The sequence below is a fragment of the Chloroflexus sp. genome (assembly GCF_034434295.1).
In the GTDB taxonomy this organism is placed as follows: domain Bacteria; phylum Chloroflexota; class Chloroflexia; order Chloroflexales; family Chloroflexaceae; genus Chloroflexus.
Window position 1 is genome coordinate 78,079 of the sequence record NZ_DAOTZQ010000011.1, and the last position, 23,267, is coordinate 101,345.

Consider the following 23,267-nt stretch of genomic DNA (forward strand, 5'->3'; position numbering starts at 1 on the left):
ATCTTCGCTCCCTACTATAGCGGTGTCGTATCAATTGCTCCAGGGAGCTGCCTATGTATCGTCGGTATGGTAAACGCTTCCTTGACCTGGTAATTGTCATTCCAGCTCTGATTGTGCTGGCACCGGTCATGGCAATCATCGCCCTGCTTATACGGATCAAGTTGGGGCCTGGTGTCTTCTTCCGTCAACAACGCCCCGGTCTGCACGGGAAACCGTTCACGATGCTTAAGTTTCGGACAATGACCGATGCCCGTGACGCACAGGGCAATCTGTTGCCGGATGATCAGCGGTTGACACCGTTTGGTCGGTTTTTGCGGAGCACCAGCCTGGATGAACTGCCTGAACTTCTCTGTGTCCTGCGCGGCGAGATGAGTCTGGTCGGGCCACGACCGTTGTTAATGCAATATCTGGAACGCTACACTCCTGAACAGCGCCGTCGCCACGAGGTGTTGCCGGGCATTACCGGCCTGGCCCAGATTAATGGTCGTAATGCGCTTTCGTGGGAGCAGAAGTTTGCCTACGATGTGCAGTACGTCGATCAGCTCTCATTCTGGCTCGATGTGAAGATTCTGTTCCTCACCTTGTGGAAGGTTATCAACCGCGAAGGGATCAGTCAGCCTGGATGCGCAACTGCCGAAGAGTTTCGCGGCTCGTCTCCACGACCGCCACAGCCACCAATGAAGCCAGGAGTCGCGAGTAGCGACTGATACGTACTTGAGCCGTAACATATTGTTCTTCTCAGCGACGTGTTGAATAACGGTCATTTCATATGGATAACCAGACGGAGCAAGGCTTTCTTGCAATTCGTCATACCCTGCGTTGTCCTGTCGAGAGAGCATGGCAAACTATGACTCAGCGCATTGTCATCATCGGTGCAGGTGGTCACGGGCAGGTAGTAGCCGATATTCTGTTACGTGCTGCTGCCCACGGTCAGGCATGCCAGCCTATCGGTTACCTCGATGATAATCCAACATGTCACGGTCAGCAGCGCCTGGGGTTACCGGTGCTGGGGCCGATCAGAATGCTTGCCACACTCCCTCACGATAGTGTGATTGTCGCAATTGGCGATAATCGGGTGCGCGCCCAGCTTTTCGCCGAATTGCAGGCGCGTGGCGAACATTTTGCCCGGGCCATTCATCCAACCGCGATTATTGCTCCTGATGTGGTCATCGGGCCGGGCACAATGATCTGCGCTGGTGCCATTGTCAATCCCGGTAGTGTGATCGGGGCTAACGTTATTCTCAATACTGCCTGTACCATCGATCACCACAATCAGGTGGGGGATCATGCGCATCTGGCCCCGGGTGTGCATACCGGCGGTGCGGTCACTATCGGCGCCGGTGCTTTAGTTGGCATCGGTGCCATCGTGATGCCGCAGCGGCGGGTTGGTGCTTGGAGTGTCGTCGGCGCCGGTGCGCTTGTACACCGTGATATTGCTGCTGAGATGGTAGTTGTCGGTGTGCCGGCACAACCATTGTACGTGCGGGCTATCGGTGAATGACAAGCTGCTCTGACCTGTGCGCTTCACAGCCTGCCGGTTGGATGCCAGCACCAGCGTTGTGTGTGATTTCAGGTTTTACGCGATATGCCAGGGGAGTTGAGCGTGTCAGTTCCAATGTCAGCACCGGATATTACCGAGGCCGAGATACAGGCTGTACAGCAGGTATTGCATACCAGTTATCTGAGCATTGGCCCACAAATCAGGGCATTCGAGCAGGCAATGGCCGATTATGTCGGACTTCCGCACGCGGTAGGTGTCAATTCCGGTACCAGTGGATTGCATCTGTGCTGTATTGCGACCGGTGCCCGCGATGGCGACCTGGTTATTACAACCCCCTTCTCGTTTATTGCCTCGGCCAATAGCATTCTTTACGAGCGAGCAATTCCGATCTTCGTTGATGTTGATCCAGTTACCGGAAATATCGATCCACAGCTTGTGGCTGAGGCAGCATTTGATCTGATGCGCGGTGGCACTGCGGCCCGGCGCTGGATACCTCGTCGCCACAACACGTCCGGTATGCTCAGAGCGATCATGCCGGTTCACGCCTTTGGGCAACCTGCCGATATGGATCCGATCAATGCCGTAGCTGCCGAATATGGGCTTCACGTTATCGAAGATGCCTGTGAAGCGATTGGGTCAATGTACAAAGGGCGTATGGCAGGCACCCTCAGTGATGCCGCCGTCTTTGCCTTCTATCCAAACAAGCAGATGACAACCGGCGAAGGTGGGATGATTGTTACCCGCCGTGATGATTGGGCCAGTCTGTTTCGCTCACTCCGCAACCAGGGGCGCGATGTCTTTGATGCCTGGCTCAATCACACTCGTCTTGGCTACAATTATCGCCTCGACGAAATGAGTGCGGCGTTGGGCGTTGTGCAGCTACAGCGGATCGAGGAACTTATCGCCCGTCGTGCGCAGGTAGCCGCCTGGTACAACGAACAACTTTCCGACCTCGAACTGGTGGAGCGACCGCAACTCAGCCCACATACCACCCGGATGAGCTGGTTTGTGTATGTGATCCGTATTCTACCACCCGCCGACCGCAATACGGTGATGCGCCGATTGGCGGAAGCCGGTATTCCGAGCCGTCCGTACTTCACACCGATCCACCTCCAACCCTTCTATCGAGAACAGTTTGGGTACGAACCGGGTGATTTTCCGGTCACGGAACGGCTTGGCAACCTTTCGCTGGCCCTGCCTTTCTCTAGCGTGATGCGTGAAGAGCAGGTCACTGAAGTTGTTCATCATCTGCGCACTGCGCTGCCATGAGTGTTAACGGTGTTGGTGAATAACGAACATGGACTTTCTAACAAGATTTTCATTACCTTTCGTCATTCACCACATCTTCTGTTCACCTACACTCAGTAGCATAAGCCCAGCCATCACAAATATGTGCAGCGTTATCCAATTGTCAGCGCCCCTCCCGCATACGCTGCCTGCCAGAAAGCCGCAAACGGAAAGGAGCCTGTCTTGAAGCTCATATCATCCCCTACTCGCAATCGTTATTTTTTCTTTCTCGACGCCATTCTGCTGCCATTAATGGCATACGTGAGCTTCGTGGTACGGCTTGATGATCTTCCAAATGGCAATACGCTGTTGGGATGGTTGATACTTGCAATCATTGCCACCCCTGTCCATCTCATCGTCTTTCGGAATCTGGGGGTTTACTCGCGCTACTGGCGTTATGCGTCGATTGACGAACTATTGCTGCTCATTTCAGCTATTTCGCTGGCAATGCTCATTTCTACCCCAACTGCACTTATTGTTGCTGCTATAACTCCATTTGCCCTTTTGCCGCGCTCAGTTCCGATCATCTTCTTCTTCTTCGGTCTGGCGGCCGCAATCGGTCCTCGCCTGGTCGTGCGTATTCGCTGGCATCGTGCGACCGTGAAGCGTAAGGCTAAAGGCGAGTTGACTTGCAACATGCAGCGGGTGTTGATCATGGGGGCTGGTTCAGCTGGCACCATGATTGCCCGTGAACTCCGTGATAATCCGCAAATCGGTATGATTGCGGTCGGCTTTCTCGATGATGATCCCCTCAAGCAGGGCATGCATATCTACGGCGTGCCGGTGTTGGGTAATCGTTACGACATTCCGCGGCTGGCTCGTGAGCGACAGGCACATTACGTCATTATTGCGATGCCATCGGCAAGTGGTAAAGATATTCGCAGCATTGTTGAACTCTGTGAGCGTACCAGAGTGAAGACCAAGATCATGCCCGGTCTTTACGAGATGCTCGATGGCAAAGTGAGCGTCAATCAGTTACGGAATGTCCAGATTGAAGACTTGCTCCGCCGTCCTCCGGTACAAACAGATATTGCGGCTGTTCATCAGCTTCTGCGCGGAAAGCGGGTGCTGGTTACTGGTGGTGGCGGCTCGATTGGTTCTGAACTTTGTCGGCAAATTCTACGGGCTAGTCCTGAAGAGCTGATCATTCTTGGTCATGGCGAAAATTCAGTCTTTACTATCGAGCAGGAATTGCGTCGAGTCGCTCCGTCGACCACAAAACTCTCGGTGGTCATCGCTGACATCCGTTTCGCCGAACGTATCATGCACATCTTCGAGCAGTACCGCCCAGAGATAGTCTTTCACGCTGCGGCGCACAAGCATGTACCGTTGATGGAGTTGCATCCCTCGGAAGCAGTCACGAATAATGTGCTCGGTACCCGCAATCTACTCAGTGCGGCAATGCAGGTTAACGTGAGCCATTTTGTGATGATTTCCAGTGATAAAGCAGTTAATCCGACCAGTGTGATGGGGGCGACAAAACGTGTGGCTGAGCTGCTGGTACACGAGGCGGCCCGGCAGAGTGGACGGGCGTATGTGGCTGTGCGTTTTGGAAATGTGCTTGGTTCCCGTGGATCGGTTGTGCTGACCTTTAAGCAGCAGATTGCTGCCGGTGGCCCGGTAACGGTGACCCATCCTGAAATGCGTCGCTTCTTCATGACTATCCCTGAAGCGGTGCAATTGACGTTACAGGCTTCGGTGTTGGGGAAAGGTGGCGAGGTCTTTGTACTCGATATGGGCGAACCAATCCGTATCGTCGATCTGGCTCGCGACATGATCGAGTTGTCTGGCCTGCAGGTTGGGCGCGATATTGATATCGTCTTTACCGGTCTGCGCCCCGGCGAAAAGCTCTATGAGGAGCTATTTGTTGAGGGTGAAGAATATGAACGGACGACCCATGCCAAGATCGTTATTGCTCACAACGCATCACAGTTAGTCCCACGCACACTGGCTGATCAAATCCGGATTCTCGAAGTGGCAGCTCTCAACGATGATACGGCAGTGCTGTTGCGTACCCTCCATCGTCTGGTGCCAACCTTCAAACAACCGACACCAATGCCGATGAACGAACCCCAACCACGCGAGCAGGCTGTCGGTGAGCCGCTGTGGCGACGCCAGTTGGCCAGTGATTAGGCAAACGCATCGCAAGGTGATATTCGAGGGTTCAGTTATGTATGTGTAGCGTCATCTGAAATGCGGAAGCCACGCTTCCGCACTCTACCGTGAGAATGTGCGGAAGGCGCGTTCTGTCCAATGTGTTGAGATAGCCGGTCTTGCTGCCAGGTGTGAACGCATTACCAGACTGTTGCAACAGGTTGCTGTATGAAACACTTTCACCGTCTCCTCCTGATCACGCTGATCGGCATGATAATTGTGGCCGCAACCCTGCGGGATGGCCGATTACCGGTTGCCGCCCAACCCTTAACCAGTGGCCTGGTAACGGAAACGCTTGCCGGGGATGCGGTACAGGTGACGATGCCCGGACGTTTTGCTCTCACCTTTACATCAGACGGGATCGCGGTATGGCGCGACCTGCGGCGCGATCCAACCGGTCAGCGCAATCTGGTTAATCAATCAACACCACTTCTGGTGCCCAGGCTTGCCGACGGCCAGCAAGTGGTCGTCAGGCCAACCCTGGTACGTAGCTCATCATTACGCACTTTGATCTCGTACACCTACGCCGGCACCACAATCAGTTATGAGGTGTGGGCTGGTGGTCAGATACTGATCAGCGCCAGTGGTCAGCGCGTCACGCTCTCTGGCCCTCACCTGACCAGCGATGCCAGTGCCGGAGCGGCCCTGCAAGCGATTAAACGCTCATCCACTGCTCAACACTGGGTACTCTATCTCGATGCATGGGCCGTTGATGAACTACCACTCGCCTTGTCCGATCCGGCAATGGCCGCTGTCACCTCACCTGATAATGTGAGCTTATCTGCGAATGGTTCAGTCTCGATAACCCCCCCTGATGGTGTGGTGCGGGCGCCACGGCTGCGCATTAAGAACTGGTCTGGCGGCGAGACGGTTACAGTCGAGCGAGCCGGGGTGACCCTGACCGAAGGCGTCGATTATCTGACCGAGTATGATCCTGTCAGTGGCGATCTCCTCGTGCAATATTTGCATCTTCTGCCACCCGGCCCGGCAGCCAGCCGTACCTTCCAGATTCGCCCATCCCAGGCCGAACCGGTCTTGAGTCTGGCTATTCTCGATGCCAACGGCAATCCCCGACCTCTTGATCCGGTCACCGGTATGCTGATTGTGGATGCCGATCTCCCCGCCGGGCAATCGCCTGCACCTGGCCCGTTAACAACGAGAGATGTCTTCCAGATTCCATACATTCAAACTGGGCCAACGCTGCGCTTACAGGCAACGGTCACCGATCCGCCGGCTGAGTTCAGTGGTGTCCGCTTTACTATCAGTGGCCCTGGTTTTAATCAGACGATTGACGATCTCACACCCGGTGATGGTTTTACCGCGACTGTTACCCTGCCGCGCCGCGCCGAGTACAGTGTGTCGGCGACGATCCTGATCAATGGCGCACCGGGATCGCTCAGCCGGACTATCGATCCGGTCGGTTATGGGTATGTATTCGTGAGCATTGGTGACTCGATCACCGCAGGGAAATGGGGCTTCTATCGCTTGCCGCCTGGTTCTAGCCTCACCGGAGAGAGTGATGGCTATCCGTTTACCAGCCCGCCACCGGTTGGTAGTGGCTACCCACGCAGCGATGATGGCCGTAACTATCCCCAATCGGATAACACGCAGGCTGATAGTGCCGGTTATCAAAACATCTACTATGCTGGCTATCAGATAGAGTTGAATAATTTGCTGACAACCTGCCTCAATAGCCCGGTCTTCATCCTCAACGACGGCTTCAGTGGCATTCGTACTGCGCGCGATCTCTACGGCAACACCACCGGCTCAGACCGGATTGGGGCTAGTGGCTACCTGAATGCACTTGGCAAAGTGACGGTGTATCGGCAGCATATCACGGATCTGGAGGCCGGGCAGGTATTGCTGCAAGTTGGTACTAACGATGCTACGGCAGTTTCGACAACAAATATCTACAACAACCTGATGCCGGCCAGTGTGTATAAAGAAGATCTGCGTGCTCTGATCAATGCTATTCGCCAGGATCGCCCCGATCTCGGATTGTGGGTTGCCCGTCTCCCGTGGCGCAATGACGGCACGACTGCCCAGGCCAATACTCGCCGTGACACAACCCAGGCGTTTAACCTCAGTATTGCTGAACTGGTCGACGAACTCGACGACGAGGCACCGGTTCGGTTAGGGCCAGATTTTTATACCCACTTTGCCAATCATCAAGATCAGATTATTACTACAAACCCCAGTAACGGCATTCCCGACAACATTCACCCGACTAGTGCGGGCTTCAGTGCCATGGCCGATCTGTGGAGCGATGTGCTTTGCGCCGATCTACCTCGTGAACCCGATCCATCACCGACGCCCACCAGCACTATCTACATTCCAACTGTCACCAATACCTCTTCACCAACACCCAGCAGTGTTGTCACGACTACGAGTAGCCCAACGGCGATAAGTAGCCCGACGGTGACGACCAGTCCGACGGCGACCGCTACCCCAACCGCGACGGGTAGTCCGACGGTGACGACCAGTCCGACGGCGACCCAGACCGGTTCACCGGTACAGGCACCGGGAAGCGCCATCTACATCCCGATCATTAATAGATGATGCTGTGGTGTAACTGAAGATCCGGTGGGGCGTATGACTGTGCGCCCCACCGGGCATTACCAGCGCAATGACCAACGGCGGTTGTCTATCAAATCTTGATAAAAACAGTGCATCATCGCTGGGGAAGTCAACGATACAGGTCTGACAACGTAGCACGGCACGCGATCCAGGCCATTCCCTTTCACCACCCCTTCTTGATCCCCATCCCGCGTAGTAACCATCGCCAATTGGTGCTACTGCTGTCGGTATAGCCGCATTCATCGAAGTCGTGCCGGTGATCGCCACAGATCGTCGCCTATGCATTACCCATAACTGGTGTCAACCACGTGCGTATCAGCGGGTGTGATCGCTATGGGTGATGTTTTGAGCGACTGGCCCAGTGGCAGTGTGCCGCTCTAGCCGTGCCAACACGTGCTGGATGGAGTGCCGTATCCGCTCGTCATGCGCATGTCGCACGGTGTGGAGTGCGGCAGCCATGCTGCCGCAGCAGCCGCGCTCACGATCCGGCGCGTGGCATACCGTTACCCATCCTGGTCACGGGGGTGCTGGATGGGATCGTGTCGATCATCGAGTCGGTCTGGCATGAATGCGCTACCTGCGTGTAGACGTGTTGTTGTACCAGGTTTGTGCCTCTACACCAACCAACGGCCAGCACCTGACGGCGGTGGCGAGGATGTCTCCACGTAGGCTGGAAGCCTGCGCCACGGGGAGCACTTGCAGTCCGACTTACGCATCGCGACATCTGGGTAATGTATAGCAGATCGTCGCTGAGGGGATGAATAGGCGTAGATTACTGTATATCCGGTAATACGCCGTGATACACAGGGTTGTACAAAATGTGATACCACCCGGCATCAATCATACCGTACACGTTGCAGCGTGCAGGCATACTCCTGGTGCACAGGCTGGTATAATCGTACATGTCATTCTGACATCTGTCGGAGTATTATGCCAGAGATACGACTTACAGCATATGCAACTACGTGTCACACAACTCAGCGCCAGCTACGGTGTTCGCACTATCTTGCGCGGGATCAGCTTTGAACTTCAGCACGGTGAAGTTCTGGTCGTCAGTGGGCCAAACGGCAGTGGTAAAAGCACGCTGTTGCGTATCCTGGCCGGTCTCCAGATGCCTGCAAACGGAAGCGTGTCCTATGCAGTCGGTGATCACCAGCTTGATCCGCGCGATATGCGCCACCTCATCGGCTGGGTTGCCCCCGATCTGTCACTTTACCGGGAACTGAGTGGGATTGAAAACTTGCGCTTTTTTGCTGATGTTCGTGGACTGACCATATCCGACGCTGAGCTTCACACCTTGCTCAGACGGGTTGGGCTGGGTGAACGTGGTCATGATCGGTTGGCTGCCTACTCATCGGGCATGACGCAGCGGTTACGCTACGCTTTTGCCCTGCTCCATCGACCACCGGTGCTGTTACTCGATGAACCAACCGTGACTCTTGATGAACGGGGCACAGCGTTTGTCGAACAGATCATTACCGACCAGCGTCAACGTGGGCTAACCGTCATTGCCACCAATGACCCACGTGAGTTGCGGTATGCCGACCTGCTGCTGAAGTTATATTGAAGTGCGAAGACAGAACTGTATGGCTGAATCAATTGACACTGAGGCCCAATCGCCCTCGTATGCAACGCCCCAGTCTAGTGGCACAATAGCAACGCTCCGTGCGGCCTGGGCAATCTTTCGCAAAGACATTGCCTGTGAACTCAGGACACGCTACGCCATCAACACCCTTCTGCTCTTTGCGGTCAGTGCAGCGACTGCGGTCAGCCTCGGTGTTGGCTTTCTCGGTTTGCGTCGTACTGAAGAAGCACTCTTGATTCAATCAGCCCTGCTCTGGGTTGCCATCCTCTTTGCTGCCTTGAATGGACTTTCCCGCAGCTTCGTCTACGAAGAGGAGACACGAACCCTCACCGCATTACGTCTGGCAGCCTCGCCAACCGCGGTGTTTCTAGGCAAATTCTGCTTTAACCTGACGCTCGTGCTGATCCTCGATCTGGTAACAAGTCTGCTCTTTATCGTCTTGTTGCGCGTCCAGGTTGGTAGTCCACTTGCCTTCAGTGCAATGCTGGCGACCGGAGGACTGGCGTTAACCTCGGCAACAACCATCATTGCGGCCATTATTGCCCGTGCCAGCTTCAAAAATGCCCTCTTTGCGGTACTGGCGTTCCCACTCCTCGTCGCACCCCTGATCGTTGCCATCCAGGGTACTGCGCAAACACTTGAAAACGTCGCCTTTGATGTTGTTCTTGGCCCAGTCCGCTTCCTGCTGGCCTACGTCGTGGTCACCTTTACCGCTTCATTGATGCTCTTTCCCTTTGTGTGGGAGTCTTGACAGGTGAGTGGAAATTGTATAGTCACCGTCTTTACTTAGAGAGCATTGCAATGTAGAAGTTATCTCGTTAATTACTTACAGACTACATGTATCATGACAAGAGCACACGTCATGCTCGTGACCACCAGGGAAAACGGTGTGACACGTGCATAGCATGAAGCACGGCTGGTGCGGCAGCTTGGCTGCCGCACTCCAAAAGACGCGACCCGCCTATAACAGGTGTGCAACGCAACCCGTTCGGCGTATGATGGCACGACCGAAGCTGATCTCTGTCATGCCAACGGGCTGGAAGCAGGATAGGCTGTCGTTGTTGATTGGCAAGCGTTCATGCGCCTGTGCGATGTTAGGTTGCACGACCGCACAGCTTTATGGGATGTGTTCTAGTGATGGAACTGTTGCAAGAATTGCAGATCAGGCGATCTATCGAAAGCTGATCATTCTGATGAGCTTACCGCCAGGAGATAGCAAAAAACCTTCTCAATCGCTATGATGGGGATAGCAGCACGATCTGATGGCAGAGAGGTGATCTGCCATCACAATCGACGGCAGTCATGATACAATGTTTAAGGGTTGTTAAAGTGTCCCAACAATAGTGCTACAACAGTGGTGGCAGCGCGATACCGGGTCAGATTACTAACCGGGTAACACAACTGGAACTTACGTTCCTTGTTTTTTAAGCAACAACGTTGTATGATGATCAAAGCAGAGATAGGCTACCACCCATAGGGCTAGAAAGCAGTTTGCCATGACGCAACGGCTGGCACAGATGGCAAAAATTGGGATCGGTTTGTGGATAGCCGGCGTAGTGATCGCCACCTTCCTGATAGTTCCTCAATATGAAGGATTAGGCGATGCTGGGCGGATTGTTATTGTCCACGTACCCACTGCCTGGGTTAGCGTGATCGCCTTTACGATCTCAGCCATCTTCAGTGGTCTTTACCTCTGGCGGCGGCGCGAGCGTGATGATCATATCGCGGTAGCAGCAGCGGAGGCAGGTCTTCTCTTCACCTTCCTGGCCACTATCACCGGCATGATCTTCTCGCAAGTGGCGTGGGGTATTTTCTGGAACTGGGATCCCCGTCAAACATCAATCTTTGTCCTTCTCCTCATCTATGCTGCTCTTTTCGCCTTACGTGCAGCGATTGACGATGTTGACCGACGTCGTCAGCTCAGTGCTGTTTATTCGCTCTTTGCATTTGTTACGATGCCGTTCCTCTTCTTCGTCGCGCCACGGATCGCCGATAGTACGCTGCACCCCAATTGTGCCTTTATTCAGGGTAGCAACTGCGACGGTGTCGTCCTGGAAGTGGGCAAGGTTGGATTAATCGGCGATCAGAAGGTGCAGTTGCTCGGCCTTGAGCGGCAGGGTAATCTGCTGGTGGCGGAAGTGAAGGTGAGTACACCGGGTTTGCAGAGCGAAGCAATTCTTTACCCCAGCCTCGATCTGGTTGACGGTGGGATGGCTGCCCGGCCTGAGTTTCCCGGTTCGCGTTTCCGGCTTGGGCTTGAAGAGTATAATGAGGCAACCGGTGCGGTTCGGTTGAATATGGAAGCTCCCGGTACCAATTTGCTAGAGAATCGCCGCACACTCTACGTCTTCTTAGCGGCAAATCTGGGCTTCACCGCACTCTTTTTCTGGATGTTGCAGATACGTTCACAGGTGCTAAACTTGCAATGGGCAATTGCCCAACAGCGGAGGGCCTAACCCATGGATAGTGCAGCAATTTATGTGGCAGCAGCCGCTGTCTTGTCGGTCTGGATCACTATCTTTATCTACCTCTGGCGGATCGATGCGACTGCACGTGCGTTAAAACGTGAGTTGGAACGTGAGCAAGAGCGCTCTGAACCGATACCGCCGGTGGCTGAGGTGAGTCGGGTGCGTGAAACCGGTATTCCTGACGAGCCGGTTGAGCGCCGTTGAAATATCAGTGAGGAAGATATGGCTATTGCAACTACTCCAATGCGTCGTGGTATCGCCATTAAGCCGCTGCATGTTGTTGGTCTGGGAATTATTTTGCTGGCAGTTGTCTACGGCTTTTTTGGTTTCCAGGATGGTTTTCGGGCCTACACTACCAGTGTGGACGAGGCGATGAGCAGCACACGTAGTGTTCAGTTGGCTGGCTTCCTGGGCAGTACCGGCGAGATTGACGAAAAAGGTCGGTTTACCTTTATGCTGCAAGATGAGAACGGGAAACTGATCAAAGTCATCTCGGATGATCCGCGACCGGCAAATTTCGAGCAGGCGATTAGTATTGTTGCCATTGGCCGCTACGATCCGACCGAGCAGGCATTCATGGCGGACGATCTGCTGGTGAAATGCCCGTCGAAGTATCAGGAAATGAATCAGGCAAAGCCATGAGCGAAAGCGACAGCCGTAACACGGTTGCTGCTGGTGGGTTTTCACCGTATTATTGGCCTTAACCGCGCTGGAAAGAGCTGCTATGTATCTCTTTGGTACGTTCCTCCTGATGGCCAGTCTGGGGATGACCTTGCTGGCGATTATCAGTTATGGATTAGTTTTGCGTGGGCAGCGGGTAGCGCTTAGTTATGCTCGTTTCGGCGTCTATGCGGCACTGGCTGGTGTGCTGATGTCGTGGACGCTGCTGATTACAGTGTTTCTTGCCCGCCGCTTTGATCTGGACTACGTCTACAACTATAGCTCCCACGATCTGGAGTTCTTCTTTACGATTGCGGCCAGTTGGGCCGGCCAACCAGGCAGTTTTATGATCTGGTTGCTATGGGGAGCAATTGCCAGTGCGTTACTGGTTCGCCGTACCAAACATTTCGAGCCGTATGTGTTGATAGTCGTTATGGCGATCCAGGCAGCGATCATTGGGTTTGTGCTGGTGCTCAATCCGTTCCAGCCTCTGGTCGATCCCAACACTGGCGTCGCACTCACTCCCGGTGATGGTCGCGGTCTCAATCCCCTCTTGCACAATTTCTGGATGATCATTCACCCGCCAATTCTGTTCGTTGGCTATGCGTTGTCCATGATCCCCTTCGCATTTACCCTTGCTGCGCTGTGGCGTCGCGATTACGATACCTGGGTGAAACGGGCCTTACCCTGGGCATTGTCGGCCTGGGCATTTTTGGGCCTGGCACTCCTGCTCGGTGGTTACTGGGCTTATGAGACGCTGGGCTGGGGCGGCTATTGGGGTTGGGATCCGGTTGAAAACTCGTCGTTGGTACCCTGGCTCATTCTGACTGCCCTGATCCACGGTATGCTCGTGCAACGTACCCATGGTGGCTTACGAAAGACCAACCTCGTGTTGGGTGTAGCGACGTACATCACGGTGTTCTACGCCACCTTTATGACGCGCAGCGGAGTCTATGCTAACTTCTCTGTCCACTCATTTGTTGCCGAAGGGATTTTTGCGGGACTGGTTGGCTTTCAGATTTTCTTGCTAGCGGTTGCCATTGTCTCGTTGCTGGCCCGCTGGAACGATATTCCTGCCCGTCCACTCAGTGACAAATTCTTCTCGCGTGATAGCTTCTTCGTGCTGGCGATTATTACCATTGTCATGACCGCGCTGGTCGTTGGTATCGGTACCTCGATGCCGGTCATTTCGGCCATTCCTGGGGTGGGGCATACGCTGCAAGAGTGGATGGGGCGTTATTTCGAGCTTGATGACGGCACCCTGATGAACCCGCAGGCGCAACCGTTTGCAGATGGTCGTTTTTCACTTGCCCCGTCCTTCTACCAACGCACAGTACCTCCGCTCGGTGTGGTAGCAATCGTGTTGCTGATTATTGGGCCACTCCTTGGCTGGCGCGACGCTAATCTCAGCCACCTCCTACGTGCATTGCGTTGGCCGGCAGTGTTCGCAGTAGTGGCAGCTATTGTGGCCATAACTATCAATGTGCGCGATCTGCTCTCCCTAACTTATGTTGCCGGTGGAGTCTTCGCGTTTGGAACGAACCTGGTGATGATTATCCGTACCCTGCGTGGTGGCTGGTTACGGATTGGTGGCTATCTTGCTCACCTCGGTTTTACGGTGATGGCAATCGGGATGGTGGCCTCTTCGGCTTATGCTACTCCCGATACACGCCTGACACTATCTCCCGGTGAGTCGGCCCGATTGTTTGGCTATGAGTTTATCTTTAACGGCTATCAGCTCGATGATCAACAGCGCGGTATCCTCGATCTCACGGTGAGTGACGGATCGGGTACCTTCTCGGCACAGCCATACCTCTACTTCAATCAGCGTATGGGCGCAACCATGCAAACGCCTTCGATCCACAGCTATCTCTGGCACGATCTCTACATTTCACCGGCAGGTTACGACCCGGAACGTGATCCTTCGCGACCGGTGTTAGGTGTGGATCAAAGTGCACAGATGGGGCCATACACGTTGACCTTCCGCGGGTTTAATATCGACCGCGAGGCAATGATGCGTGGTGAAGCGAAGGTTGGCGCCCGGGTTGAAGTTATCTATGAAGGTCAGACCTTCGAGGTTGAGCCGCGGGTGGAAGTTGTCCCCAATCCGACCACGAATGAAGGTGAGTTGCAGTTCATTCCGGTCACTCTCCCCGGTGGCCACACCCTGCGTCTGGCGGAGCTTGATCCGACTAATCGGATGGTGCTCCTCGAAGGTAGCGGCCCTGGTCTCGATGAATTGCCAGTGGTGCCGGCCAAGGCTGTCATTGCGGTGAGCGTTAAACCGCTGGTTGTGCTGGTCTGGACTGGTGTTATCATGATGGTGATCGGCGGTGCAATCGCACTGGTACGGCGCTACCTTGAAGGTAGCCTGGCGCTGGCTGGCGCACGAGTACGACTGCCCAAAGCGTTGCCGGAACTGGCGGCTCAACTGGGCTGGCGCGGGGCCGGCGACTAGGAACCTGTGGACACCAGATCAGGATTATATGGTCAGAAAATACTGACCGAACGTGAGCATCCGTTGGTAGCTATCTGATGTGTTTCAGCGTGTAATGATTGATGAATAAAGGACAGTCGCGGTTGGCAGGCAGACCGATGAGACGCCAATCGCGATTGTTGTTGTGAAAGCAATGGCTGACTACTACGAAATCCTGCAAGTTCATCCGAAGGCAGATGCCGAAGCTATTCGTGCGGCCTACGAACGTTTACGTGAACGGTACGATCCGACTCGTCTGGAAGGTGCGGCTGATGAATTGGTCGAACTGGCGCGTCGTCGACGCGACGAGATCGAGCGGGCGTATCAGGTGTTAAGTGATCCCCGGCGACGCGCCGAGTATGATCAACGGTTTAAAGAAGAGGTTCAACCTGCGCTGTCGGTGCCGGAAGGGAATGCAGATACGCTGCCAGTTAGCGAAATGGACGATGAACTGATCGATTTTCGTCCTTTGCCGCCGGCCCGTCGGCAGGAGCGACCCCCAGGTTTTAATCCGCAGCCATATCTTAGCCCACACTCACGACAATCTCCGGTGGCTCGTGGTCGTGTCGTGCGGCGCCAACAGCCGGTCTGGCTGTTACCGTCGCTGGTTGTGGCAGCAGCGACCTTTAGTATCGTGCTCGGCACATTAATCAGTACAGCGTTGGTTGTACCACCACCTGCGGCACCAACAGCAGTAGCAACGATTGTTCCTCCTACACCAACCCTGCGCGAAATTCTCGATCAGTTCGAGGGGCAAGTGATTGCAGCTCAACAAGTCACCACCCAGGTGCCCGACAATCCGAATGCCTGGATCAACCTTGGTAATGCACTGTTCGATAGTGTCGTGTATGTACGTGAGCAACTGACGAATGGTAATACCGAGGCGCAGCAAATTTACCAGGAGCGACTTCCGCGCTGGTTGGAGGCTGTTGATGCGTACCGCAAAGCCCTTGAACTGCAACCCGGTAACGATGTTATTCGTGCCGATATTGCCGCCAGTCTGTGCTACTACGGTCTCGATACCAATAACCCACAGCGGGCAGCAGAGGGCCTGAGTGAGGCCGAAAAAGCACTTCAGGCAGCACCTCAAGATGCTCGCGTGTTACTCTCGCATGGCATCTGTCTGGTTGCCGTCGATCCGCCGCAAACCGAGCAGGCGATTCAGCAGTGGCAACTTGTCCTGTCCATTCCAGGAGTCGCTCCAGGACTGCAAGTACAGGCGCAAATCTTGATTGACGAGTATGGTCAATAAACTATATAGCTTTTCGGGTAAGGTGTGCTACAATGTCAACTATGAACAGACCAAACTACTATAGTCTGTTGGGAATAACCCCCGATGCCGATCAGGCAGCCATTGATGCCGCTTATGCCGAACAACGGCAACGCTACGCACCGGAACGGGTTGCCGATCTCGATGATGAACTGCAAGCAGTTGCGCAAGAGCGGCTACAGACTATTGAGCGAGCGTACCACGTGTTACGTGATCCTGAACGGCGGCGTCAGTATGACATCAGTCAGGGTCTAATTCCATCTGTAAGCCGGCCAGTACGTCGTGAGCTGAGCCGACGTGAGTGGCTGAGCGTGTTTGCTTTTTCATTCATAGCCGTCGCTTTGGTCGCAGGTGTATGGATATTTACGAACCGGGAAACACTTACTGGCCAGGCGATGGGTGAGGTGAATCGTCCGGCACCTGACTTTACAGCCCCTGAATTGCGTGGTGGTACGATAGAATTGGCTCAATACCGGGGAAAAGTCGTTGTCCTGAATTTTTGGGGAACCTGGTGCGAACCATGTAAGCGGGAGTTGCCAGCTTTGCAGCAAGCGTATGAGCAGTTTTCCAATCAGGGTTTGATGGTCATCGGTGTGAATCTTACCGATGATGAGCAGGTGAATGGACAAACTGTTGCCGATGTGGCTGCGTTCCTGGCGCAGTATGGTGTTACATACCCGATTGCACTCGATACCGAGGGCACGATCACTGAAGCGTATCGGGTCTTTCCTCTGCCAACCAGCTTCTTCATCGCGCCCGATGGACAGATTCGCTACGTTCACATCGGTGAACTGACCCTCGACGACATTACAGCTCGCTTTACCGAATTGCGCGCAGTGGGTGGCGGTCAAACATCGCAGTAATTGGTCGGTATTGCGGGTTGTAACAACGGAGAACCTGTATGGATCAGCCGGAAACTATTCTGGTCGTTGAAGATGACAGCGGTTTGCAGGAATTGATCCGGATCCGCCTTGAACAGGAAGGGTATCACGTTATCCAGACCGTCAGTGGTCTGGAAGCAATTAAGATTATCCGTCAGCAACGACCTGATCTGGTCATTCTCGATATTATGTTACCGGACCTCGATGGATTGACGGTCTGTCGGAAGGTACGTGAATTTGCCTCGTTACCCATTTTGATGTTGACCGCCAAGACAATGCCTGAAGATATTATTACCGGGCTTAATCAGGGTGCCGATGACTATGTGATCAAGCCCTTCAATTACGACGAACTGCTGGCCCGGATCCGGGCTTTACTACGACGAGTACCTGCAACCAATCGCCCACTCATGGTTGGCAATAATCTGATAAGCATTGATCAGCGGAAACGAGAAGTGCGTGTACGGGGTGAACTGGTTGATCTCACCCCGACCGAGTATCAATTGCTACTGGTGCTGGCTGAGCATGCCGGCGAGGTTGTAACGCACGAGCAATTGTTGCGGGCCGTATGGGGTAGCGAGCCGATGCGCGATAACGATTATCTCAAGGTATATATCTGGCATTTGCGGCGCAAGATTGAGATCGATCCGCGCCAGCCCCAGCTTTTGTTAACCGAATGGGGAGTCGGGTATCGAATGGAACCCTGATTGACAGACAACGATGAACATGCTATACTTTAGCGTGCTGATGGGGTGCGGGAGTAACTCAGTCGGTAGAGTGTGTGCTTCCCAAGCACAATGTCGCGGGTTCGAGTCCCGTCTCCCGCTCCAGTTTCCCTGGTTGGTTAAACCAGGGAATTTTTATTTCAGGATCACGATCCTTTCATGTCAACCTCATGACTGATAGTGTACGTCATCGCCGAGGCTATCAATCGCATTGGTCAGTCCTGCCCCTGCACAATAGTTTACGGCGTTGTCCACGATGCATCCTCAACTCCTCGTAGAGTGGGCTTCCAACCCGTGCTTATGCCTCCTACACCAGGGTGGCGTATCAGCACAGGTACGCACAGTGCCTCACGCCTGCCAGTGCGTACGGTGGAGCGTGGTTGCTGCACGCCAAAACCTGCGTCACACGTGCAGCCCGGCCAGGAGACCGCATCTACACCGGCGAGTAATACCACGGCGTGTGCGGCAGAAACACCGTTCTCCGTATCCGCGGTCGGTGTGATGATGTGATCACGAGTGATGACTTCCAGGAGGTATCTCATGCAGTGCCAACAGCCTCCATGATCGTGACGAGCACTCATCATCCCTGTGACCAGCCGGGTCAACGGTGTGCGATGCGCCGGATGGTGAGCACGAGTGGCGCGGCAGCATGACTGCCGCACTCCAACCACGCACCACGCGCTGACAAGCGGGTAAGGCACCTGATCCATCCAACGAGTGATGGCATTGGCGGTGGTTGGCAGCCCTTCGCGCTGCCATACCGGCAGCCTGGGCGCAGGATACCTGGTTGTAGGGATTGGCAAGTGTTCATGCGCCTGTGCGACAGGCTAGGGGCACGACGGTACAGCCTTTACTAACCGACGTTAACCGGCGGTGGTATCACCATATGTGCAGTGAAAAAACACCCGGCATAACCGTATGGCTACACCGGGTGTTGGGTCTCGTCGTGTTAGCGAATACCACCTTATTCTAAACCCAGGTACGCCTTCTGTACCATCTCGTTGTTGCGCAAATTCGTTGCTGTATCCTCTAACACAATTTCGCCGCTCTGCAACACATAGCCGCGGTGGGCGATAGAGAGCGCTTGCAGCGCATTTTGTTCTACCAGTAAGACCGTCGTGCCTTGCTGATTAATCGTCTGGATAATCTCGAAGATTTGCTCAACGAGCACTGGGGCCAGCCCCATCGAGGGTTCGTCGAGGAGCAATACCTGCGGTCGGGTCATCAGTGCCCGGCCAATCGCCAGCATCTGCTGTTCACCACCTGACAGGGTACCTCCTTTTTGACTGACCCGTTCGCGCAGACGGGGGAAGAGTGTCAATACCCGATCAAGATCGGCCTGGTATTCAGGGCTACGTGTGTTATAGAGAAACGCACCCATTTCCAGGTTTTCCAACACAGTAAGGCGCGGAAAAATCCGCCGTCCCTCCGGCGACTGGGCAATCCCCAATTTCACGATCTCGTGGGGTGGCAATGTGTCAATACGCTGTCCTTTGAACGTAATCTGGCCCTGTCGCGGCTTCAACAAGCCGGAAATGGTACGCAGTGTTGTACTCTTACCGGCACCATTCGAGCCAATCAGGGTAACGATTTCGCCGGGATCAACCCGCATTGAGATACCCTTCAAGGCATGGATTTTGCCATAATAGGTGTGAACATTCTGCAATTCCAGCAGCGCCATAATTTCCTCAATCCTAAGCCGTGGCTCCACTCAAGTGTGTGCTCTTATACTATCCTGTACCAGGTGACGTAACATAGGCCACAGCTATCTCTCTAATCCGCATCAGGCCGCGTGACCGGCGGCAGCACCTTTACCAAGATAGGCCTCAATGACTCGTGGGTTGGTACGGATTGCCTGCACATCACCTTCAGCAATCTTGCTGCCATAATCGAGCACGGAGATTCGTTCCGAAATAGACATCACCAACCGCATATCGTGCTCAATCAAGATCACAGTAATGCCGCGTTCATCACGCAAGCGGCAGATCAGTTGAGTTGCTTCGGTCGTCTCGTGCGGATTCATACCGGCGGTCGGCTCATCGAGCAGGATAATTTTAGGATCGCCGGCCAGTGCACGGGCAATCTCAAGCCGACGCTGGTCGCCGTAAGGCAGATTTTTGGCCAGCTCGTCGCGTTTTTCGGCAATACCTACGAATTCGAGCAACTCAATCGCCTTGTTGTGCGCCTTTGCTTCTTCCCGCAACATATTGCGGGCACGGAAGATGATACTCCAGATTGAAGCCTGCAAATGAACGTGCATACCGATAAGCACGTTCTCCAGGACGGTCATGTTGTTGAAGAGGCGAATATTCTGGAAGGTTCGTCGCATTCCTAACGCAGCGATCTGATCCGACCGCCAACCGGTAATGTCCTGGCCAGCAAAGATGACGCGCCCCTTGTCTGGTTTGTAGATTCCGGTTAGCACATTAAAGAACGTTGTCTTGCCGGCACCATTTGGACCGATCACACTGACGATGCTACCCGGTTCAACGGTGAAGGTTACATCATTAACCGCTACCAGACCACCGAAGATTTTTGTAATATTGGAAGCCTCTAAAAGCGCCATGGCTATCTCCCCATATCGGCACCGGTTGGTGCAACCGACTTGTCGGCATCAAGCTCCTCTTCAGGCACTTCGACCTCGTGCTGCTCTTCGCGCCGGCGCTCGTCAGGCCACAATCCTTCAGGACGGAAGATCATCATAATCACCAGTAATAGCCCGAAGAAGAGGCGCTGATACTGAGTAGGATCGAACTGGCGTGGGATGGGTAAACCGGCAGCCTGGGCTTCACGGATCACAGCAGCCGTGCGAGGCAGGATCTGCAAATCGAGCATGGTTACAATGATGGCTCCGAGCATGGCACCGGGGATTGATCCCATACCGCCAAGAATGACCATTGCCAGAATATTGATTGAGCGCAGCAGGTCGAAGGTCGGCGGATTGATGAAGAGCTGTTTCGAGGCAAAGACCACTCCCATCACGCCGGCAAACGATGCACCAATCGCAAATGCCAGCAGTTTCATGCGTACCCGTGGGATGCCTTGCGCAACTGCTGCTACCTCATCTTCCCGAATCGCCTCCCAGGCCCGACCGATACGCGAATTCTTCAGGCGAGCCACGACAATCACGGTTAGCAACAGGATAATCAGAACGAGGTAGTAGAAAAAGAGCTGGTAAAGGCGATTATCGTCGGCAACAACGCCAAGATTTCGCACCAGATCGACCAGCACGAGTGGAGGTCGCTCGATGTCGCGAATGCCCTGTGAGCCGTTAGTTACATTGATAGGACGATCCAGGTTGTTCGCAACAACTCGAATCACTTCACCAAAACCCAGGGTCACGATAGCCAGATAGTCGCCACGGAGACGCAGTACCGGTAAACCAAGCAAGACACCGGTGATTAAACCGAGAATGAGGCCGATAATCAGGAAAGGATAGAACATGATCGGATCGACCGGACCCCAGGCCGGATTAATCTCGCTGATCTGTGGAGTGCTAAAGATAGCCCAGGCATATGCACCCACCGCAAAGAAAGCGACATATCCGAGGTCAAGGAGGCCAGCAAAGCCGACGACAACGTTCAGTCCCAGAGCAAGCGCTGTGAAGATACCGGCCTGAGTAGCAACATCAATGTAAAACGGGTTGAGGGTGCCGAAGTACGGTAAAACGATACCAAGGGCAAATACCCCCAGTACGACCTTGAACCAACCGGCGACCCGCGAGCGATACGCTACCAGCATCGACAACATGAAGAGCACAAACACGATGTCGGTGCTCAATTCGGTTCGCGGATTGGTCAAGAGCAGGAAAGAGCAGACGAGCACGTAGAAAACCAGAAATGCGTATGCGGTTGGCCCACTGCTCAGAGAAGTCGTTACGCGCTGCCAAAGGCTCTGCGGCGAAGTGCTCGTAGTCATACTGCTTACACCTTTTGCGTTGTCGCCTCACCGAGCAGACCGGAAGGCCGGAAAATTAACAGCAAGATCAGGATACTAAACGCGGCAATATCGGCATAGGCCGCACCTGAGAAATTACCACCGGTGAAGATAGCGAGATACGCCGCCACAAAGGCCTCAAGAAAACCGAGCACAATGCCACCAACCATTGCACCGGTGATATTACCGATACCACCTAAGACAGCGGCGGTAAATGCTTTCAGGCCAGGGATCAAACCCATATATGGATTCACGGTACCAATGCGCAGGCCAAACAGTGCACCGGCAGCGCCACCAAGTGCTCCACCGATCAAGAAGGTCAGCGCAATGATCCGATTAACATCAATACCCATTAGACTCGCTGTTGGCATATCCTGAGCGGTGGCCCGGATTGCTTTACCCAGTTTCGTGGCATTGACGACATAATTCAGGACGATCAACATGAGGGTGGCCGCGACAATAAAGATCAAATCGCGCGGACTCAGAATAACCGGTACACTCCGTTCGCCGATCTGCATTTCAAACAGGCGAATCGGCTGCCCGAAATCGGGAGTTTGATAACGGGCATTAAAACCCAGGGGGCTGTTGGTCATCACCAGGCGGGCAAGGTCTTGCAGGACGAGTGACATACCGATAGCCGAGATCAATGGTACCAGTCGGGGTGCATTACGAAGCGGACGGTATGCAATCCGCTCGACGGTAACGGCAAGGGTTCCACAAAAGGCCATGGCGATCAACACAACCAGCAACACGAAGATCAGTGGCGGTACACTTGCCAAAGTGCCAGAGCTTACCAGGAGAAAACTCACAGTGGCACCAACCACGCCACCAATCATGAAGATTTCACCGTGGGCAAAATTAATGAATTCGAGCACGCCGTAAACCATCGTGTAGCCGAGAGCGATGGTGGCGAACAGGAAGCCACGTACCAGCCCGTCAATGATGACCTGGGGCAGAATGATCACTACCCGTTGCATGATGTCAGGCTGGCTGGGGGATAGTACCAGGGCAAGTACGATAACGATCAGTGATAGGGCAGCAGCACTTCCGACAATAAAGGCCAGTAATTGTCCAACTGGACCGAAGACAACCCCAAGCACTTCACCGAGAGATCGGCGTGCAGTCGTGGGTGCAACCGTTGCATCGACAGCCATGAAAACTCCCGAACTTATGGATTGGGCAAGTGCGCGAGAAATTCTTTCTCGCGCACTGCAACGCGAACAACCTGCTGCTTATTGTGGAGGCGCAATTTCCAGACGGCTAATCAACTCGTTCTGATTCCAATCAGCCGCGTTTACCTTCAACACGAAATAGGTAGCAACCGTTGGGTCGCCCTTAGCATTGAAGTCATACGTGCCGGTAATGCCGGGGAATGGTGGCAGATTGCGGATAGCCTGCACAACCTGGGCGCGGGTTGGCTTACCACCGGCTGCAACTGCTGCGGACAGAATGCCGGCAGCGCAGATGTTGGTCGCATCATACGCCTGGGCCGAGAAGGCCGGCGCAGCATCGCCGAATGCGGCCTGGTAGTCCTGAGCGTACTTCGCCGCACGTGGGAACTGGCTTACCGGAGCAGCGACAGTGGTGTAGTGCATGCCGTCAACGGCATCGCCTGCCAGATCGACCAGCTCAGACGACTCCAGACCGTCTGGTCCCATGAACTGGGCAGTGATGCCACGGTCGCGGGCCTGGCGGAAGAAGGGGCCGGCCTGGTCGTAGATACCGCCGAAGAAGACCAGATCGGGATTGG

19 protein-coding genes and 1 tRNA gene are annotated in these 23,267 nt (G+C 54.3%); 15 read left to right on the top strand and 5 right to left on the bottom strand.

What is annotated here, in order from left to right; genetic code table 11:
- Nucleotides 1–53 precede the first annotated feature (53 nt).
- The 15 genes from VAE57_RS02690 to VAE57_RS02760 all read left to right on the top strand — a co-directional run bounded on the left by VAE57_RS02690 (nt 54) and on the right by VAE57_RS02760 (nt 17,686).
- On the top strand, nt 54–707 hold the full coding sequence (locus VAE57_RS02690; RefSeq protein ID WP_322820371.1) for a sugar transferase: 654 nt from the start codon (nt 54–56) through the stop codon (nt 705–707).
- A gap of 140 nt (nt 708–847) precedes the next feature.
- Entirely contained in the window at nt 848–1,501 is a 654-nt protein-coding gene (locus VAE57_RS02695) for an acetyltransferase (RefSeq protein WP_322820372.1), read from the top strand.
- A gap of 102 nt (nt 1,502–1,603) precedes the next feature.
- Complete coding sequence (locus tag VAE57_RS02700; protein WP_322820373.1) at nt 1,604–2,770, top strand: DegT/DnrJ/EryC1/StrS family aminotransferase; 1,167 nt, start codon at nt 1,604–1,606, stop codon at nt 2,768–2,770.
- Nucleotides 2,771–2,971: 201 nt separating this feature from the next.
- A complete protein-coding gene (locus VAE57_RS02705; protein WP_322820374.1) occupies nt 2,972–4,921 on the top strand; it encodes a nucleoside-diphosphate sugar epimerase/dehydratase in 1,950 nt (649 codons plus the stop codon).
- A gap of 189 nt (nt 4,922–5,110) precedes the next feature.
- Complete coding sequence (locus tag VAE57_RS02710) at nt 5,111–7,501, top strand: GDSL-type esterase/lipase family protein (RefSeq protein WP_322820375.1); 2,391 nt, start codon at nt 5,111–5,113, stop codon at nt 7,499–7,501.
- A 973-nt stretch (nt 7,502–8,474) separates the two neighbouring features.
- Entirely contained in the window at nt 8,475–9,086 is a 612-nt protein-coding gene (ccmA, locus tag VAE57_RS02715; protein WP_322820376.1) for a heme ABC exporter ATP-binding protein CcmA, read from the top strand.
- Nucleotides 9,087–9,105: 19 nt separating this feature from the next.
- Nucleotides 9,106–9,855 carry a heme exporter protein CcmB gene (locus VAE57_RS02720; RefSeq protein ID WP_322820377.1) on the top strand — a complete coding sequence of 250 codons (750 nt, stop codon included), beginning with the start codon at nt 9,106–9,108 and terminating at the stop codon, nt 9,853–9,855.
- Nucleotides 9,856–10,600: 745 nt separating this feature from the next.
- The gene (locus VAE57_RS02725; RefSeq protein ID WP_322820378.1) at nt 10,601–11,560 is read left to right on the top strand and encodes a cytochrome c biogenesis protein; all 960 of its coding nucleotides are present in this window, start codon (nt 10,601–10,603) and stop codon (nt 11,558–11,560) included.
- Between the two features lie 3 nt (nt 11,561–11,563).
- On the top strand, nt 11,564–11,776 hold the full coding sequence (locus VAE57_RS02730; protein ID WP_322820379.1) for a CcmD family protein: 213 nt from the start codon (nt 11,564–11,566) through the stop codon (nt 11,774–11,776).
- Between the two features lie 18 nt (nt 11,777–11,794).
- Nucleotides 11,795–12,214 (top strand): cytochrome c maturation protein CcmE, encoded by a 420-nt coding sequence (locus VAE57_RS02735; RefSeq protein ID WP_322820380.1) that lies wholly within the window; start codon nt 11,795–11,797, stop codon nt 12,212–12,214.
- A gap of 82 nt (nt 12,215–12,296) precedes the next feature.
- Entirely contained in the window at nt 12,297–14,690 is a 2,394-nt protein-coding gene (ccsA, locus tag VAE57_RS02740) for a cytochrome c biogenesis protein CcsA (RefSeq protein ID WP_322820381.1), read from the top strand.
- Nucleotides 14,691–14,862: 172 nt separating this feature from the next.
- The gene (locus tag VAE57_RS02745) at nt 14,863–15,960 is read left to right on the top strand and encodes a J domain-containing protein (RefSeq protein ID WP_322820382.1); all 1,098 of its coding nucleotides are present in this window, start codon (nt 14,863–14,865) and stop codon (nt 15,958–15,960) included.
- A 32-nt stretch (nt 15,961–15,992) separates the two neighbouring features.
- Nucleotides 15,993–16,841 carry a redoxin domain-containing protein gene (locus VAE57_RS02750; RefSeq protein ID WP_322820383.1) on the top strand — a complete coding sequence of 283 codons (849 nt, stop codon included), beginning with the start codon at nt 15,993–15,995 and terminating at the stop codon, nt 16,839–16,841.
- Between the two features lie 38 nt (nt 16,842–16,879).
- Entirely contained in the window at nt 16,880–17,563 is a 684-nt protein-coding gene (locus tag VAE57_RS02755) for a response regulator transcription factor (RefSeq protein WP_322820384.1), read from the top strand.
- Between the two features lie 47 nt (nt 17,564–17,610).
- Nucleotides 17,611–17,686 (top strand) — tRNA-Gly (locus tag VAE57_RS02760).
- A gap of 859 nt (nt 17,687–18,545) precedes the next feature.
- Here the strand turns inward: VAE57_RS02760 and VAE57_RS02765 are convergent.
- The 5 genes from VAE57_RS02765 to VAE57_RS02785 all read right to left on the bottom strand — a co-directional run.
- The gene (locus tag VAE57_RS02765; protein ID WP_416208423.1) at nt 18,546–19,262 is read right to left on the bottom strand and encodes an ABC transporter ATP-binding protein; all 717 of its coding nucleotides are present in this window, start codon (nt 19,260–19,262) and stop codon (nt 18,546–18,548) included.
- A 102-nt stretch (nt 19,263–19,364) separates the two neighbouring features.
- The gene (locus VAE57_RS02770; RefSeq protein WP_322820385.1) at nt 19,365–20,147 is read right to left on the bottom strand and encodes an ABC transporter ATP-binding protein; all 783 of its coding nucleotides are present in this window, start codon (nt 20,145–20,147) and stop codon (nt 19,365–19,367) included.
- A 2-nt stretch (nt 20,148–20,149) separates the two neighbouring features.
- Complete coding sequence (locus VAE57_RS02775; RefSeq protein WP_322820386.1) at nt 20,150–21,499, bottom strand: branched-chain amino acid ABC transporter permease; 1,350 nt, start codon at nt 21,497–21,499, stop codon at nt 20,150–20,152.
- 5 nt (nt 21,500–21,504) lie between these two features.
- Nucleotides 21,505–22,671 (bottom strand): branched-chain amino acid ABC transporter permease, encoded by a 1,167-nt coding sequence (locus VAE57_RS02780; RefSeq protein ID WP_322820387.1) that lies wholly within the window; start codon nt 22,669–22,671, stop codon nt 21,505–21,507.
- A gap of 78 nt (nt 22,672–22,749) precedes the next feature.
- On the bottom strand, nt 22,750–23,267 hold a 518-nt coding region (locus VAE57_RS02785), incomplete at its 5' end, for a branched-chain amino acid ABC transporter substrate-binding protein (RefSeq protein WP_322820388.1).